Below are 17,283 nucleotides of genomic sequence, written 5' to 3'. Positions count from 1 at the left end.
GCGGCGGCGATATCGGGACGCCGCTCCAGCAATTGCGACGGCACACCGATCGGGATAGCGGGCGGCGACGCGAGCGAGCCGTTCGCCGGCAGCGTGAAACTCGACGCCGGCTCGCCGATCAACGTGGCGATTGCGTTCTGCATCTGCGCGCGCGTTATGTCGATGTCGGTATCCTGGGTGCGCGTCGCTTCGAGCTGCGTGGTGGCCTGCGCGACCGCCGACGCGTCGATCGCGCCGTTCGCCAGTTGCTGCTGCAACAGCTTCAGTGCAGCGGCGTACGCGCTGACGCTGTCGTCGAGCAGCTTCTTCTGCGTGTCGAGCGAGCGCAACGCGAAATAGTCGGCGGCCAGATCCGCGCTCATCGACAGACGCACGCCTTCGAGGTCCGCCTCGCTGGCCTGAGCGTCGGCTCGCGCGCCGGTCACGCTGTCGCGCACCCGGCCGAACAGATCCGGCTCCCAACTCGCCCCCACGCCCACGGAATAGTCGGGCACGGTCTTGCCGGCAAGCGCTTTTCCTTCGACGTTCTGCGAAGTCCGCGAGCGGTCCTGCGCGAGGCCGGCGGTGATGGTCGGGAAAAAGCCCGCGCGCTGATAGTCGACCATCGAGCGCGCCTGCTGCACCTGCGCGACGGCCTTGCGCACGGTCTGGTTCGATACGTCGATGCGTGCTTCGAGCTGGTTCAGCACCGGATCGTCGAACACGGTCCACCATGGTCCGCGCGGCGCGGTGTCGGCGGGCGCGGCCTGGGTCCAGCCGGGCGCCGCGCCCGCGTACTGCGCCGGCACGGCGGCACTGGGCCGTTGGTAAGGCGGCAAGGTCGAGCATGCGCCGAGCAGTGCGCCGAGCAGCGTGGCAACGACCGAGCGGCGCAGCAGCGGCCTTGAAGCAGGCAGGGAAAACATCGGTAAATCCTTTCGATGACAGCGCTCAGCCATGCGTGGCCGGTGCGATCTGAACGAGCTGGCCGCTACTCAGCGAATCGCCGGGGTTGTCGATCACGCGGTCGGTGGCCGCGAGGCCCGTCGTGATTTCTACGTGTGTGCCGAAATCGCGGCCGATATGCACGGTCTTCAGTTGAGCGCGGCCCTGGCTGTCGACCACCGCGACCGTCACGCCGTCCGGCCGGAACAGCAGCGCGCTGACCGGCAGATCGAGCGCCGGCGTACTCGTCTGCAATTGCAGATGCACCTGCGCGTACGCACCGGGCATCAGCGCGCCGTCCCGGTTATCGACGTCGACCTCGACGCGCAACGTGCGGCTCGACGGATCGATCGCGCCGCTGTTGCGCGCCACCTTCGCGGCAATGCGCCGTCCCGGATACTGCGGCGCGCTCAGATACACGCCGGTATCGGTCGTCACGTAGCGCGCGTCGTCTTGCGGCACGTCGACGAACACGCGCAGCTCGCTCGTCTGCTGCAGATGAAACAGCTCGCCTGACATGCCCGCGGTGCCCGGCGTGCCGCCCGCCGTCACCAGCGCACCGACATCGACGTTGCGCGCCGTGATCACGCCGGCAAACGGCGCGGTGATCTTCTCGTACGACACCAGTTCCGCGAGATGCGCGACATTGGCCTGCGCCGACGCAAGCATCGCGCGGCGCGCCTCCATATCGCCGGTTTTGGTGTCGGCGTCCTGCTGCGCGACCGACTGGGTTTGCAGCATCGCCTGCCAGCGCTGCGCGGTGGTCTTCGCGAGGTCGAAGTTGGCCTGCGCGGTGGCTTCGTCGGCGCGAGCCTGGCGCAGTTGCGCGTCGAGGTCGGGTGCTTCGATGGTGGCGAGCGTCTGGCCGCTCGTGACGCGCGCGCCGATGTCGGTGTTCCAGTGCGCCAGAAAGCCGCTCGTGCGCGCGTAGATCGATGCTTCCGCGAACGGCGTCACCGCGCCGGGCAGCAGCAGTTCATGGACGGCCGGCGCGGCGCGCGGCGTGACGACCGACACGCTCAGCATGCTCTGCGCTTGCGTCTGTTGTGTGAGCGCGGCGCTGGCTTCGCGGCGCGGCAGGATGCCGGCGAGCAGCAAGAGCGCGGCGAGCCCAGTGAGCGCAAGCGGCCAGAGGCGGCGACGCGGCCTCGCGCTGGCGTGAGTGTTTTCGCTTTCGCTGCTTCCGGCAGCATCGGCGCGGGCGCTTTGGCCAGCGACCGGATCGGGCGCGCACGCCGCGTCCGCAGGATGATCGGTCCGTCCGGCAAGCCGGGGCGGAAGAGATGAATCGTTCATGGGCATGGTCTCGTCGAAGTCAATCAATGCGGGCGGCAAGGCCGGCTGGCTGGCTGTGGGTGCGCGCCGCGCGGCGCCGATCGAGCCACGCATGCACCATCCCGTAGACGACCGGCACGAACAGCAAGGTCGACACCGTGCCGAGCGCGAGCCCGCCGATCACCGCGCGTCCGAGCGGCGCGTTCTGTTCGCCGCCGTCGCCGAGACCGAGCGCCATCGGCAGCATGCCGATCAGCATCGCGAGCGCGGTCATCAGCACCGGACGGAAGCGGCTGAAGCCGGCCTCGTGCGCGGCCACTAGCGGCGGCAGGCCGCCGTGATGCAATTCGCGCGCGGTGTTGATCACCAGAATGCTGTTGGCCGTCGCGATGCCGATGCACAGAATGGTGCCGGTGAGCGCCGGCACGCTCACGCGGGTGCCGGTGCTGAACAGCATCCACGCGATGCCCGCGAGCGACCCCGGCAAGCCACTGACGATGATCAGCGGGTCGAGCCACGACTGGAAGTTCACGACCATCAGCAGATAGACGAGCCCGATCGCGAACGCGAGGCCGCTTGCGAGGCCGCTGAACGAATCGTGCATCGCCTGCACCTGGCCGCGCACGACGATCGACGCGCCGGGCGGCAGTTGCGGCCGGATCTGGTCGACGAGCCGCGTCACATCGGCCGCGACACCGCCGAGGTCGCGCCCTTGCGTGGACGCGAAAATATCGAGTACCGGCTGCACGTTGTAGTGCGAGACCACGGCCTGCTGGGTGCCGCGGGTTAGCGTGCTCAACGCTCCCAGCAGATTCTGCGCTGCGGGCCCGCCGGGCACGGCCGCCGTCGCGCCGCTCGGCGCGACCGGAATATTGGCGAGCGCCTGCAGCGAGTTGATGTCGTACTGCGGCATCATCGCCATCAGCGGATAGCTGACGCCGTTGCGCGGATCGAGCCAGAAATTGGGCGTGGTCTGCGAGCTGCCGGACAGCGCGATCAGCAGGTTCTGCGACACGTCGCGTTGCAGCAGGCCGGCCTGGATCGCCCGCGTGCGGTCGACATTGACGTTGATCGCCGGAGCGTCGCCGGGCTGCTGGATGCGTGCGTCGACCAAGCCGCGCACGCCGCGCAGTTGCGCGAGCAGCTTGTTGGCGACAACACGGTTCGCGTCGAGCTTGTTGCCGACGATCTGGATATCGATCGGTGCCGGCAAGCCGAAGTTGAGAATCTGGCTGACGATGTCGGCGGGCAGGAACGCGAACGAGACCCCGGGGAAATCTTTCGCGAGCGTCGTGCGCAGCTTGGCCACGTACTGCGCGGTGGGTTCGTGCTTCGGCGCGAGCGAGATCATCACGTCGGCGTCTTCCGGGCCGATCGGGTCGGACGAATCGTAGGTCAGGTTGATGCCGCTGACCGGCACACCGATGTTATCCAGCACCGCCGCGAGCTGCGAGGGTGGAATCATGCTGCGCACACGCGCTTCGACTTCGTCGGTCAGGCTCGCGGTGTCTTCTATCCGCGTGCCGGTCGGCGCGCGCAGATGCAGGCGGATCTCGCCGGTATCGACAGCGGGGAAGAAGTCGCGCCCGGCGAATGGCAGCAGCGCGAGCGAGCCGATGCACAGCACCAGGAAGATCACGATGAAGCGCCGGGGACTCGCCAGCGCCGCGCCGAGCACGCCGCGATAGCGTTCGCGCAGCGACTCGAAGCGCTGTTCGAACGCGGCCTGGAAGCGGACCAGACGCGCGAGCGGTCCACGGCCGCTGACCGGCGTCTGGCTGCGGGCGCGCATCAGATACATCGCGAGGGTCGGTACCAGCGTTCGCGAGAAGAAATACGACGCGATCATCGCGAACACGACCGCTTCGGCCATCGGCACGAAGAGATAGCGTGCGACGCCGGATAACAGGAACATCGGCACGAATACGATGCAGATGGACAGCGTCGAGACGAACGTCGGCACCGCGATTTCGCCGGAGCCGTTCAGGATCGCGTCGTGCAGCGGCTCGCCGTTTTCCAGATGATGCGTAATGTTTTCGATGGCCACCGTCGCGTCGTCGACGAGAATCCCCACCGCAAGCGCGAGGCCGCCGAGCGTCATGATGTTGATGGTCTGGCCGAGCGCCGACAGCGCGATCAGCGAGGTCAACACTGCCAGCGGAATCGACACCGCGATGATCAGCGTGGCGCGCCAGCTGCCCAGAAACAGCAGAATCATCAGCGCGGTCAGCGCGGCGGCGATCAGCGCCTCGCGCGCGACGCCCACCACCGCCGACTTCACGAACACCGACTGATCCGCGAGCGCGGTGATGTGCAATGCGCTCGGCAAGCCGGCTGCGATATGCGGCAGCATCGACTTCACCTGCTGGATGATGGTCAGCGTCGAGGTGCTGCCTGATTTTTCGATGGTCAGCAGCGCGGCGCGCTTGCCGTCGCTGCGCACGATGTTGGTCTGCGGCGCGAAACCGTCGCGCACATGGGCGACGTCGCGCACATACACCACGCCGCCCGCCACCGTTTTGACCGGCAGATCGTTCAGCGCCGCGACCGTGTTGGTGCTGCCGTTCATCTGCACGTTGTATTCCTTGGTGCCGATTTTCGCGGTGCCGCCAGGCAGGATCAGGTTTTGTGCGTTGACCGCGTTGACCACGTCGAGCGGCGCCAGCCCTTTGGCCTGCAACGCGCGTGGGTCGATGTCGACCATGATCTGACGCACCTTGCCGCCGAACGGCAACGGCACCGCCGCGCCTTGCACGGTCGCCAGCTGCGTGCGGATCGCGCTGTTGCCGAGGTCATACAGCTGCTGTTCGGACAGCGTGTTGCTGGAGAGCCCGAGTTGCAGGATCGGCACCGTCGACGCGCTATACGTGATGATGTTCGGCGGCAGTGTGCCCGGCGGCAGAACGCGCAGCATCGACTCGGCGCTCGACCCTGCCTCGGCGATCGCGCGGTTGATGTCCGCGCCCTGATGGAAAAATATCTTCACCACCGAGACGCCGTTCAGCGATTGCGACTCGATATGTTCGATGTCGTCGACGCTCGAAGTCAGCGCGCGCTCGTAATTCGACGTGATGCGATTGGCCATGTCCTGCGCGGAAAAGCCGTTATACGACCAGACGATGCTGACGACGGGGATGTCGATGTTCGGGAAGATATCGGTCGGCGTACGCAGTATCGCAAGTGGGCCGACGATAAAGATCAGCACCGCGAGGACCACGAAGGTATACGGCCGGCGCAGCGCGAGCGTGACGATCCACATAGCGGGTTCCTGGAGAGAAGCGAGGGAAGGCGCGGGTCGTGCCGGTGCCGCAAGGGGTGGTCAGCGGGCATCCGACACGTAACGCGGGCTTCATGAGTCAGGAGTGTGAAGCGTGGGCTCTTACGGGGTGCGGTCGACTACATTACGGTTCTGTCATCTGGCGGTCTTAGGACAGCCGCGAGGCGGCAAAGAGCATGCGCGCGGCGACGCGTCGTGACGCCTGGATAACAAAACGGTAATCCGCGGGTCAGTGCTGCGACAACTCGGATGACAACAATGGGAAGCGTGGTTCAGGCCACGCATTTCTTGCCCATATCCGGAGAGACATCATGAAACTGCTTACCGCTATTGCCGTTGCCGCCCTCAGCCTGCCGTTCGGCGCGAATGCCTTTGCTCAAACTACTTCGTCCGGATTGACGCGGGCTGAAGTGTTGGAGCAGTTGCACCAGGCACAGGCCGAAGGGCTGGTGCCCACGCGCAGCGGCGACTATCCGCCGTCGGACGCTACGATCGCGCGGAACCGTGAAATTTACGCAATCCAGCACGGCACGGATCGCGCGGGTGACATGGGGACGGCGGCAGGACCCGCCGTCAGCACCGAGTCTGCGTCGAATTAAGCGCAGGCTGACCGCTGACGGCTGCGCGAGCGGGCCGGCCCACCGCGCGCGCTGTCGGCACCCGGCCTGATGCGTGCGTTCATCACTGTCGGAACAGACGTTCAGCTGCCGCTAGAACGCGTCGCCATAGATGATCAGAAGCCCGCGAAAGTCACCGATTTGCCGAAACCGCTGCGCACTCGCGCTGCGGAATTCGCGCACGGGAAGCGTCGGTTCGTTCCTCGAATCGCAACCGCCACCGCGCGAATCCAGATGTGCCCGCGCCAAGCCATGCGCCCGGCAATCAGCGGGTGATCGCGGACTTCAAATACTGGACGTAATGGGGCTGCGAGTCGGCATTGATAGCGCGGGCTGAAGCGCATCATCCGCCACCCGGTAAGCAGATCATGGGATCGCGGACCCGCTTCGGATCGCCAGGCACGATGTCGTCCGCACGCGGACGTTGGAATAGATCTTCGCGATCAGATGCGCTGAACGCGCGGCGTGGTAACGCCCTGTGGGGACTTGACGCCGAGTGCCTCCGCTTTGAGCACGAAATCGGCAAGCGAGCGCGACTCCATCTTCTTCATGGCCTGACCGCGGTGAATTTTCACCGTGATTTCACTCAGGTTCATTTCAGCGGCGATTTGCTTGTTCATCAACCCGCTCGCGACAAAGGCCATTACTTCGCGCTCGCGCGGCGTGAGCGAGTCGTACCGGTGGCGCAGATTTGCGACCGAGCGGTCCGCTTCGCGCCGTTCCTCATCTTTGCCGAGGGCAGTCGCCACGGCGTCCAGCAGGTCCTGGTCGCGAAAAGGCTTTGCAAGGAAGTCCATCGCGCCGGCCTTCATCGCCTTGACCGACATGGCGATATCGCCGTGCGCAGTCATGAAAATAATCGGCACACGCAGATCACCCGCCGCAAGCTGTTCCTGAACGGCGAGGCCGCTCTGCCCTTTGAGCCGCACGTCGAGAACCAGACAGCTCGGAACATCGGGCATCTCAAACGCAAGAAGTTCGTGCGCGGACGCAAACGCTTCGACGCGCAGGCACACCGAGCGAAGCAACCTGCTGACCGCTTCACGCATCGACTGATCGTCGTCGACGACATAAACGATCGACTCACCAGCGGCGCGGCCTGTTTCACTGCTCATGGCCGGTTCCCTCGGCGAGTGGCAGGACGAACTGCAGCACTGCACCCTTTCCCGGTTGCGATTCGGCCCAGATGCGGCCACCGTGCGCCTCGACAATCGAGCGGCAAATCGACAGTCCCATTCCCATGCCTTCTGCCTTTGTCGTGAAGAATGCGTTGAAAAGCCGCCCGGCGTTCTCTTCGCTGATGCCCGTGCCTGAGTCTTCTACGATTACCTGGGCGTACCGCGCATCGAAGCGGCGCGTGCGAACAAGCAATTTCCGCGGCCGTCCGGTTACGCCGGACATCGCCTGCATGCCGTTCATCACGAGGTTGATGACAACCTGCTGCAACTGCACCCGGTCGGCGCACACCTGCGGCGGCGCCGCGTAGTCGGAATCCACCGCGACACGGTGTCCATCCAGTTCCCGTCGCACCAGTTCGATCGATTCTTTTACTACAGCGTTCAGATCGAGTATAGCCTGACTCGGATCCCGCTTTTGCGCCATCGACCGTATCTGGCGGATCACATCGCTCGCGCGTTTGGCATCGCGAATCATCTGGTCAATTGACTCTCCGACCTCGTTCGCATCCAGTTGCGGACGGTTCAGCCAGCGCAAGGCAGCGTGGCCGCACGTGACGATAGCTGCGAGCGGCTGCGTGACCTCGTGTGCGATCGACGCAGCCAGTTCGCCCAGCATCGTCACGCGCGTCACATGCGCGAGTTCGGCCGCCGTGCGGTCGATCGCTTCCTGCGCCACCCGCCGTTCCGTCACGTCCATCAGCGCGCCGACGTACTCGGGATTCGCCGACTGTGGCGCGGCTAGATGCGCGACGTAATGCACATATTTGACACTTCCACCGGGCATCGCGAGGCGATGTTCGACGTCGACGAACGGCGCGCCCGAGAGGCTCTGCTGATACGCTTGCCTGACGAGCGCGATGTCTTCGGCATGCGAGCGCTCGAGGATCAGCGCGAAAGTGGGGGTGACGTGCTTCGGAAATTCGAAGATCCGATACGTCTCTTCGGACCACCACATATCGCCGTCGGGAAGTTTCGTCGCGATGCTGCCAGTGCGGCTCAGGCGCTGCGCGTCGGAGAGAAACGCTTCGCTGCGCTCGAGCGCTTGCTCGGCCCGCATGCGTTCTTCGATATCAGTGTTTACACCATACCAGCGCAAGATGTCGCCGGCGTTATCCCGAAGCGGTTCCGCGCCGATATGCATCCATCGATACACTCCATCGGCGCGCCGCATGCGCGAGACGTTTTCGTACGGGACACCCGTTGCAATCGCTTGTTGCCAAGCCTGCTGCGCCGCTGAGTAATCGTCGGGGTGAATGATGGACCGCCAGATATCGCCACCACTTTCCGGCAGCGTGACGCCCAGTTCGTTCCAGCGGCGGTTGATGAAGCTTATGTGCCCATCGCTCGACGAACTCCAGACCATGCCCGGAATCGCATCGATAGTGGCGCGCAATTCGTCCTTCTGGCGCTGCAGCTCGCCTTCCATCTGCTTGCGCACGGTGATGTCGTTGTTCGTGGCGAGCACGGCGCGCGGCTTGCCCTTCGCATCCCGCCAAAGTGCCAGGCGACTCGAAACAATGACCGTAGCACCGTCATTACGCACGCGCTGCAATTCGCCTCGCCAACGGTCCGAGCGCAACAGCTCACTGCGGATCTCGCCGAGTGAGACTGATGACCGGGTTCGCGTCAGTTCATGAATCGGCTGGCCGATTGCCTCGTGCGCGGTCCATCCGTAGAGTGTTTCGGCGCCGTGATTCCAGAACGTAATCAGATCGTTCATGTCGTACGCGACGATGGCGTCGTGCGTCAGATCGAGCAGCTGCAATTGCTCTTGCAACGTCGCGGTGTTCTTCTGATTGCGCAACGCCAGCACCGACGTTGTGGTGATGGCAAGCAGGCTGACGACACAGCGCGCAACTGCGCCGACCGGGTGGTGCGCGTAGTGCGATATCGCAAACGCGACCAATGTGAGCGCCACGCAAGTCCATGCCGTGACAATCGCCGCACGCCGCGCCCCTGTCGATGCAACGAGCAGCACCACGACCACATACAGCACTGCAATCGCGTTGTCGCGCGGCATCAGCGCGTCGATCAGGAATACGACCAGCGCGATGGCGACTGCGAGAACCCACGGCACGCGCGCGTCATGCCGCATTGCCTGGTCGGCGCGTGAGCGGAATATCATCTCGACGATTAAGCACCCCGCGCGGGAAGGAGGGAGACTGAACGGCCCGATGTTGGCATAGCATTTGAGGGAAACGTTCGTTGACGAGTACTCGACCCGTCGTGCCGCCACAACGGCGCATCAAGGTCAGACATGCAGGCCGCCACCTGTTTAATCCGGTACTTATTCTATCCGAATCCCTTGTTCAACCATGAAGGCCCGCTGCTCGCGGAGTTTAATCGAGCTCGCCGACCTTGGGCTAAAGCGTTTCGAGGCAACGCGACATCGCTACCGCATCGACGGGTTTGCTGAGTACGCACAGCGCACCGTCGCCCAGCGCCTGACTACGCACTATTTCCGACGCGAAAGCGGAGATAAAGATGATGGGCAGCGCCACGCCGCCGTCGAGCAGGCGCTGCTGCATCTCCAGGCCGGTCATGCCGGGCATCTGCACGTCCGAGATGATGCACGCCACATCGCTGATCTGGCCGCAGTCGAGGAAATCTTCGGCGGACGCATAGAGCCGGACGTCCCAACCGAGTGAACGAACCAACCTCGATGTGGCGATGCGGACCGATTCGTCGTCGTCGATGATTGAAACTATCCGATGGGTATGCAAGCGACTTGTCCTCGGCCATACATGCGGTTGCGGCGGCACGGTACTGTTTCGCCCGTCGTTCATCTATTCAATGGTATCTACAAAACGCTGCCGCGAAAATCATATGTGTGTATAGGGTAATGCTGGCCAATCGTAGAGGACGCGCTCAACTGCGTCGTCGACGATGATCAGATGATTCGCTACCGCGATGCATCGGCAACACATGGACAGGTCTCGGCGAGATGCCGGAGTGGCTGCGCCGCGCAGTGGCCGCAGGGCAGAGTATCGATCAGTTCCGCTGCGGCTGAGCACCTGCAATTTTGCGATGCGCGTGCCGATTCGAAACGAACGGGCGATTGTGAAAGACCCCGCCCCTGCGGTCCCCGATGATGGCATCCGATGGCTCGCTCTGAGCGCAAAGGAGATCGACATGGCCAAGAAGAAGCAGGTGATACGCATCTATAGCGAGCCGGCCGGCGGCTGGGGCGCGCTCAAAGCAACCGGCGAAGCGCTCGCGTTGCAGGGCGTGGCGCTGTCGGGCGCGCGCACGCTGTCGCACATGAATCAGCCGGAGGGCTTCGACTGCCCGGGCTGCGCATGGCCCGATCCGAAGCATACGTCGTCGTTTGAGTTCTGCGAGAACGGCGCGAAGGCGGTTGCGTGGGAAGCAACGGCCAAGCGCTGCACGCCGGAGTTCTTCGGTGCGCATAGCGTCTCCGAACTCGCCGCGTGGGACGATTACGACCTCGAAATGGCCGGCCGTCTCACACACCCGATGGTCTATGACCAGGCGTCGGACCGCTATCTGCCGATCGAATGGGAGAACGCGTTTGCATTGATCGCGCAGCATCTGAACACGCTCGATGATCCGGACCAGGCCGATTTTTACACCTCAGGCCGCGCATCGAACGAAGCAGCGTTCCTTTATCAGCTCTTCGTGCGCGAGTTCGGCACCAACAATTTCCCCGATTGTTCGAACATGTGCCACGAAGCCACGAGCGTCGGCTTGCCGCGGTCGATCGGCGTCGGAAAGGGCACGGTGCTGCTCGAAGACTTCGAACAAGCGGACGCGATTTTTATCTTCGGACAAAATCCCGGCACCAACAGCCCGCGCATGATGAGCGACCTCCATTCGGCGTCGCGGCGAGGCGCCAAAATCGTGTCGTTCAACCCGTTTCGCGAGCGTGCGCTGGAGCGCTTTGCATCGCCGCAGGACCCGATCGAAATGGCGACGCTCGGCTACACGCGCATCAGCTCGTTCCTCTATCAGGTGCGTGTGGGCGGCGATGTGGCCGTGCTCAAAGGGATGATGAAAGCGATCGTCGAAGCGGACGACGCGGCGCTCGCCGCCGACCAGCCGCGCGTGCTCGACATCGAGTTCATCGAAAGGCACACGCACGGCATCGACGAGTTGCTCGCGGATCTGCGCGAAACGCCGTGGGAGGCGATCGTACGTCAATCCGGCCTCACGCGCGCCGACATCACGAACGCCGCGCAGATCTACATGCGGGCCAACAACGCGATCCTCGTCTACGGCATGGGTTTGACGCAACACCATCGCGGCACCGAAAACGTGCAGCAGATAGCGAACCTCGCGCTGCTTCGCGGCAACGTCGGGCGGCCGGGCGCGGGCATCTGCCCGGTGCGCGGACACTCGAATGTCCAGGGCAACCGCACGGTCGGCATTACGGAGAAGCCGTCTGCTCAGCTAGTCGAAGGCATCGAGCGCGCGTTCGGCTTCAAAGCGCCGACGGCACACGGCAACGACGTGATCGCGACGCTCGACGCGATGATGCGCGGCGACGCGAAGGTATTCATCGCGCTAGGCGGCAACTTCGCAGCGGCGATCCCTGACTGGGTGCGCGTGCAGGCCGCGATCCGCAAGCTGGATCTGACCGTGCACATCTCGACGAAGCTCAACCGCAGCCATCTGGTGCACGGTAAGGACGCGCTGATCCTGCCCTGCCTCGGCCGCACCGAAATCGACATTCAGGCCGACGGCCCGCAATCGATCACGGTGGAAGATTCGATGTCCATGGTCCATGCGTCTGCTGGCCGCAACCAACCGGCGTCGCCGCATCTGCGCAGCGAGACGGCGATCGTTGCGGGCATCGCGCGCGCAACCCTCGGTGGAAGCTCGCGCGTGCCTTGGGAACACCTGGTCGCGAGCTACGACCGCATTCGCGGTGCGATCGAAATCGTCTTTCCGATCTTCCAGGCGTATAACGAGCGCATTCGCGTGCCCGGCGGCTTCCACTTGACCTCGACTGCCCGCGAACGCGTATGGGCCACGCCCACTGGCCGTGCCAATTTCCTCGTCTTCAAGGGGCTCGAGGAAAACCCGTATCACCACGATCCTGACGCGCTGTGGCTCACGACAATGCGCAGCCACGATCAGTACAACACCACGCTTTATTCGCACTCGGACCGCTACCGCGGCGTGTTCGGCCAGCGCGATGTCATTTTCATGAATCCGCGGGAACTGCAAAGGCGCAATCTGCATCCGGGCGAGCGCGTCGACATCGTTGCGCTGTCGACCGACGGCATCGAGCGGGTCATCCGCAGCTTCAAAGTGATCGAGTATTCGCTGCCCGACGGCTGTTGCGGTGCGTACTACCCCGAAGCCAATCCGCTCGTGCCGCTCTATGCATTCGATCCACAAAGCCGCACGCCTTCATACAAGTCGGTGCCGGTCAAGGTGGTGCGCGCCTCCGCTGTCGGTCCCGATTCCGCCACGCGTGCCGTAGTGCTTGGAGAGGACAATCATCATGCTTAGTCATGTACTCGATTTGTCGCGTGCGCAGTTTGCGATGACCGCGATCTTTCACATCCTGTGGCCCATTCTGACGATCAGCCTGTCCGCCTTTCTTTTACTGGTCGAACTGCTCTGGCTCAGAACTGGCGAGCTCATGTACTACCGGCACGCGCGGTTCTGGACCAGGCTGCTGGTTCTGAACTTCGCAGTAGGGGTGGTCAGCGGCATTCCGATGGAGTTTCAGTTCGGCACCAACTGGGCGCGCTTTTCGCAATTCAGCGGCCAGTTCATCGGCAACATTCTCGGCTTCGAAGGCGCGATGGCGTTCATGCTCGAAGCGGGCTTCATTGGCGTGATGCTGCTCGGCTGGGGGCGCGTGCCGCGTGGTGTGCATCTGTTCGCCACGGCCATGGTGGCGCTCGGCTCGAGCATCTCGGCGTTCTGGATCATGGTCGCGAATTCATGGATGCAGACGCCCGCGGGCATCTCGATAGTCGACGGCAAGGTCGTCGTGACCGACTACGTGGCTGCGATCTTTAACCCTGATATGGCGTGGGGGGTATCGCATATGTGGATCGCTGCGATCGAGACCGGCATGTTCGTGATCGCCGGGATCTCGGCATGGAACCTCTTTCGCCGACGCAACGCGGAGTTCTTCGCTCGCTCGTTCAAGATCGCGTTGACGGTGCTCGTTTTCGTAGCGCCGCTACAGATCTGGCTCGGCGATTCGAGCGGCGGGAGCGTGTTCGAATCGCAGCCGGCCAAGGGCGCGGCGATCGAGGGGCACTGGCACACCAACAAGCCCGGCACGGGCGCTTCGTGGTCACTGCTCGCATGGCCGGATCAGGACAAGCAGAAGAACGACTGGTCGATCGAAGTACCCGGCATGCTAAGCATCCTCGGCACGCACTCGCTGCACGGCAAGGTGACCGGGCTGAGCGATTTCCCGCGCGCGGATCAGCCGCCGATGATTCCCCTTCTCTACTACGCGTTTCGCGCGATGGCGGGCATCGGCTTCGCTTTCATGCTCCTCGCGTTCTGGACAGCCTATGCACTGCGCAAGGCGCGCGGCAACCTCGCTGCGCTGCTCGCGCAACGCAAGCTGCTGCTTGCGTGGGTGCTGTGCATTCCGTTGCCGTATGTTGCGGTGGAAGCAGGCTGGATTGTGCGTGAAGTGGGCCGCCAGCCGTGGATCGTGTACGGGCTGCTGCGCACCCGGGACGCGGTTTCCACTGTGGCTGCATCGTCGGTATCGATGAGCATCGCCATGTTTTTCACGTTCTACGTCGTGCTGCTGGTTACTTTCTTCGTTCTGGCGCGCCGATGGCTGTTCACCGGCCCCGACTTGACGAATATGCCGCCCCCCGCCGTCACCGCAGCACCGCCGACGACCGTCTCCGGCTACTAGATAAAGAGGTTCGTTCATGGATAGCTCCACTCATTCGATGCTCGCTGTCACGTGGTTCGGGCTGCTGGGCCTGATGCTGATTTTCTACGTCGTCACCGATGGCTTCGATCTCGGCGTCGGCATACTCAGCCTGTTGCGCAAGCGTCGTGAAGACCGTGATGTGATGACGCAGGCGATCGGCCATGTTTGGGACGCGAACGAGACATGGCTCGTGGTGCTGGGCGGCGGCCTGTTCGGCGCGTTTCCCGACGCGTACGCATTACTGCTGCAGGATTTGTATCTTCCCGTGATGGCGCTGATCGCCGGCCTCATCATGCGTGGCGCGGCCATCGAGTTCCGTCATAGCGTCGACCATGGTCCACTGTGGGACAAGGTATTCGGTGTAGGCAGCCTGATTGCCGCTGCGTCGCAAGGCGTCGTGCTTGGCAAGATCATCACGGGGCTCGCGCCCGGCAAGCTTAGCGGCCTCTTCGTCGTGGTATCGGCAATTGGCGTCGTGGCGGGGTATTCGCTGCTGGGCGCGACCTATCTGGTCAAGAAGACAGTTGGCGCAATCGAACAATGGGCGCGACGGCTCGCGTTGGCGAGCGCCATGCTGACCGTGATGGCCGCCGTGCTACTGACCGCTGCGACGTGGCTCTTCAGCACGGTCGGGCACGACCGCTGGTCGCAGCCCGGTGTATTGCATCTGTTGATTGCGCTCGGCGCGGCTGCGGCGATCGCATTCGCGTTGCTTATGGCGTCGCTCTATCTGGGCAGCGCGCGCGGGCCGTTCCGCGCGGCGGTCGCGCTGTTCATGCTGTCGTTCGCGGGACTTGCCGTGAGCCTCTTTCCCGACTTCATTCCGGGCAGGCTGGGCATCATCGAGGCTGCATCGGACTCGCCGACGCTCGTCTTCATGCTGATCGGCATCGGGCTGATCTTCCCTGTGATGATCGGCTACAACCTCTACCAGTACTACCTGTTCCGCGGCAAAGTGGTGGGCGGTGCGCATGCGGGAGACTGACGTATGATCGTGATTTCGCTGTTCGCGTCGCACAGGGCAACGCTTGTGACGGACGACGGCCAGCTAGCGTGAACCCTGCGGGAAAGAAGCAGAGTCAGGCATTTGTTGCAGCGTCGACAGCGGACGCGAGGATCATCGCGCCGGCATTGCAAGGCGCAGGGCGGCAGGCACGCGGCTTGTACACCGCGTCGCCGGGACGAATCCGGTGCCCGCTCATCGCGCAGACGCCATCGGTGCGAGCCCGCCACAAGTGCCAGGCCTGGTCGCCGTAGCAGCACCGGGTGGAATCGCGCCAGGAGATGACGGCCGTCGACGACGTCGTCCGCTCGACCAGGCTCACTTTGGCACCGTAAATCGCCGTGCCGTCCAGGTGGCGGGCGCCGTTGCCTTCATACTGCCCACTGTCACAGCCTTTCGAGGTGCCCGCAGGCATGGATAACAGGCCGATGGTTTGCGCCCATGGATCGAGGATGTTTGCGTTTGCCATCATGTCGGACTCCGGTTGAATTGTTACGTGATCGAATGGCTTGGTACGGCGACTATCGCAGCGGGTGGCGGCATATCGAGACCGCTTCGTCGTGCGCATCAGCCGTGACCGACATTGGGTCGGCTTCGCGGCGGTCGTCGTTGGACGATGAATCGCCGTCAAATACGCGTCACTGGTTGCAAGAAACGTTGAGCGTGCTTATTGAGCCCCACTCGCTTTGATCTTCCAGCAATAAGGCGTCTCGCCGACAAAGCGTTTGAACACAGTGGTGAAATGCGCTTGCGAGCGAAAGCCGCAACTCAGCGCGACATCGAAGATGTTGTGCTTCGAATTCAGCAACAGACGCTGAGCGCGTTCGATCCGGCGGCGCAGCAGGTATTCGTGCGGCCGCAATCCCGTCGCACGCCGGAATTGGGCGGCGAAATGCATGCGGGTGAAGCCGGCGCTCGCGGCCATGTCGGCGAGGCCGATCGCTTCTGACAGGTGCGCGTCGATGTACTCGATCACGCGGTTCATGCGCCACTGCGGCAGCGCGGCCCCATCGCGACGCTGCGCATCGGATGCGGTGAACTGGCGCGCGACGATGCGCGATACGATGGCGAGACTCACACTTTCAGTGAAGATCTTGCCCAACGCGGCGTCGCTCGTTTGTGAAACGACCAGCGCCTGTCCAAGGCGGTCGAGTGCGGGATCGCGGACCAGCTCGGGATCGCCGAGCACAATGTCGCCCGCATGCGGACGCCGGAACAGGTCTTCGTAGCACTCCGCGAGGATTCGCTGCGACGCGAACAGATGGAGCACGTCGACGGGCGACTCGAAGACAGCGCTGACCGGCACAGCGGGCGCCGTAACCTGGACCGTGCCCGCAGTCACCCGCCCTTGCATGAGCCTGCGGCCCGCGTGATTGAAGGTCAGCGATACACATTTCAGTGCCAGGCCGATGCAGTGATCCGACTCGTTGCCCCAACTGACGACTTCGAGCGGCGTAGCGATGTTGCGCGTCCAGCGCGACGCGACTATCTCGCCGTGCTGCCGGTGGGTTTGCCCATAATGCCCGCGCAAGCTGCGCCATGGATGCTCGGCATCGATTGAAGTGGCGATACGTTGCGGCGGGATGTCGGCATCCTGTTCACGATATGCGAGCGGCAAGCTGGTCATGGTAGGTCGGTCCGATAGAGTAGTCTGCTTGCGGTCGAAACACCGGCACCGCGATGACTCGAAGTTAATCAAACGGAGCGCACGTGCCTAGCCGTACAAACGGGTGCCGACGGCGTCGAATGGGTGAGTCAACCTATATGAAGGTTTAGGTTGGAGACGGTTTGGAAAAGAGCCCCGAGGGGCTGTCAACTGTTCAGCATCCTGTTAACGTCGGGGGTTGTGGCAGGCGGTCAGGAAGACGGGCAAGTCGATCATCGATGAGCAGTGGTCGGCACCTATCTTGATAAAGTCGGATGGCCGAGCCAGACCTCGCGGAGTTTCCCGCCCGATCCGTTGGCCCGTTTCCCCAGACCGTTACGCTCGCCTGTTGGCCTATCGCTGGGTCCTGAAGGCCTTCGTGTAAGCTCGTGACGGGGAACCCGTCGCAACCCGCGCCGCAACGCGCGGCGCGAAGTGTGCGCAAAAGCCCAGTTAAAAGCGCATGCAGCGAGCGAAC

13 protein-coding genes are annotated in these 17,283 nt (G+C 63.6%); 5 read left to right on the top strand and 8 right to left on the bottom strand.

Annotated elements, in window-relative coordinates; all coding sequences use genetic code 11:
* From VGH68_RS03715 to VGH68_RS03705, 3 genes are all read right to left on the bottom strand, one after another.
* Positions 1-905: efflux transporter outer membrane subunit (locus tag VGH68_RS03715; RefSeq protein WP_331602152.1), on the bottom strand; the 905-nt coding region annotated here is incomplete at its 3' end.
* Between the two features lie 25 nt (positions 906-930).
* The gene (locus tag VGH68_RS03710; RefSeq protein ID WP_331602151.1) at positions 931-2,220 is read right to left on the bottom strand and encodes an efflux RND transporter periplasmic adaptor subunit; all 1,290 of its coding nucleotides are present in this window, start codon (positions 2,218-2,220) and stop codon (positions 931-933) included.
* A gap of 19 nt (positions 2,221-2,239) precedes the next feature.
* Positions 2,240-5,458: an efflux RND transporter permease subunit gene (locus VGH68_RS03705; protein WP_331602150.1), complete on the bottom strand. Its 3,219-nt coding sequence runs from the start codon at positions 5,456-5,458 to the stop codon at positions 2,240-2,242.
* 329 nt (positions 5,459-5,787) lie between these two features.
* Here VGH68_RS03705 and VGH68_RS03700 point away from each other — a divergent pair, with 329 nt between their 5' ends.
* On the top strand, positions 5,788-6,075 hold the full coding sequence (locus tag VGH68_RS03700; RefSeq protein ID WP_331602149.1) for a DUF4148 domain-containing protein: 288 nt from the start codon (positions 5,788-5,790) through the stop codon (positions 6,073-6,075).
* A gap of 461 nt (positions 6,076-6,536) precedes the next feature.
* Here the strand turns inward: VGH68_RS03700 and VGH68_RS03695 are convergent, their stop codons facing one another.
* The 3 genes from VGH68_RS03695 to VGH68_RS03685 all read right to left on the bottom strand — a co-directional run bounded on the left by VGH68_RS03695 (position 6,537) and on the right by VGH68_RS03685 (position 9,994).
* Complete coding sequence (locus VGH68_RS03695) at positions 6,537-7,208, bottom strand: response regulator transcription factor (RefSeq protein ID WP_331602154.1); 672 nt, start codon at positions 7,206-7,208, stop codon at positions 6,537-6,539.
* Entirely contained in the window at positions 7,198-9,366 is a 2,169-nt protein-coding gene (locus tag VGH68_RS03690) for a PAS domain S-box protein (RefSeq protein ID WP_331602148.1), read from the bottom strand. Before VGH68_RS03690 ends, VGH68_RS03695 begins: the two co-directional genes overlap by 11 nt.
* A 268-nt stretch (positions 9,367-9,634) precedes the next feature.
* Positions 9,635-9,994: a response regulator transcription factor gene (locus VGH68_RS03685; protein ID WP_331602153.1), complete on the bottom strand. Its 360-nt coding sequence runs from the start codon at positions 9,992-9,994 to the stop codon at positions 9,635-9,637.
* A gap of 221 nt (positions 9,995-10,215) precedes the next feature.
* Between VGH68_RS03685 and VGH68_RS30045 the strand changes: the two genes are divergently transcribed.
* The 4 genes from VGH68_RS30045 to VGH68_RS03665 all read left to right on the top strand — a co-directional run bounded on the left by VGH68_RS30045 (position 10,216) and on the right by VGH68_RS03665 (position 15,142).
* On the top strand, positions 10,216-10,281 hold the full coding sequence (locus VGH68_RS30045; protein ID WP_414696888.1) for a hypothetical protein: 66 nt from the start codon (positions 10,216-10,218) through the stop codon (positions 10,279-10,281).
* A gap of 122 nt (positions 10,282-10,403) precedes the next feature.
* Positions 10,404-12,749 (top strand): FdhF/YdeP family oxidoreductase, encoded by a 2,346-nt coding sequence (locus VGH68_RS03675; RefSeq protein ID WP_331602147.1) that lies wholly within the window; start codon positions 10,404-10,406, stop codon positions 12,747-12,749.
* Positions 12,742-14,136: a cytochrome ubiquinol oxidase subunit I gene (locus tag VGH68_RS03670; protein ID WP_331602146.1), complete on the top strand. Its 1,395-nt coding sequence runs from the start codon at positions 12,742-12,744 to the stop codon at positions 14,134-14,136. Before VGH68_RS03675 ends, VGH68_RS03670 begins: the two co-directional genes overlap by 8 nt.
* A 16-nt stretch (positions 14,137-14,152) precedes the next feature.
* Positions 14,153-15,142, top strand: a complete 990-nt coding sequence (locus VGH68_RS03665) for a cytochrome d ubiquinol oxidase subunit II (protein ID WP_331602145.1) — start codon at positions 14,153-14,155, stop codon at positions 15,140-15,142.
* 94 nt (positions 15,143-15,236) lie between these two features.
* Here VGH68_RS03665 and VGH68_RS03660 read toward each other — a convergent pair whose 3' ends face one another.
* Positions 15,237-15,632: a DUF3331 domain-containing protein gene (locus VGH68_RS03660; protein WP_331602144.1), complete on the bottom strand. Its 396-nt coding sequence runs from the start codon at positions 15,630-15,632 to the stop codon at positions 15,237-15,239.
* A gap of 195 nt (positions 15,633-15,827) precedes the next feature.
* Positions 15,828-16,787 (bottom strand): AraC family transcriptional regulator, encoded by a 960-nt coding sequence (locus tag VGH68_RS03655; protein ID WP_331602143.1) that lies wholly within the window; start codon positions 16,785-16,787, stop codon positions 15,828-15,830.
* Positions 16,788-17,283 lie beyond the last annotated feature (496 nt).

Origin of the sequence: Paraburkholderia sp. (genome assembly GCF_036488505.1) — a bacterium.
In the GTDB taxonomy this organism is placed as follows: Bacteria; Pseudomonadota; Gammaproteobacteria; order Burkholderiales; family Burkholderiaceae; genus Paraburkholderia.
This window is presented reverse-complemented; position numbering and strand designations above follow the sequence as displayed.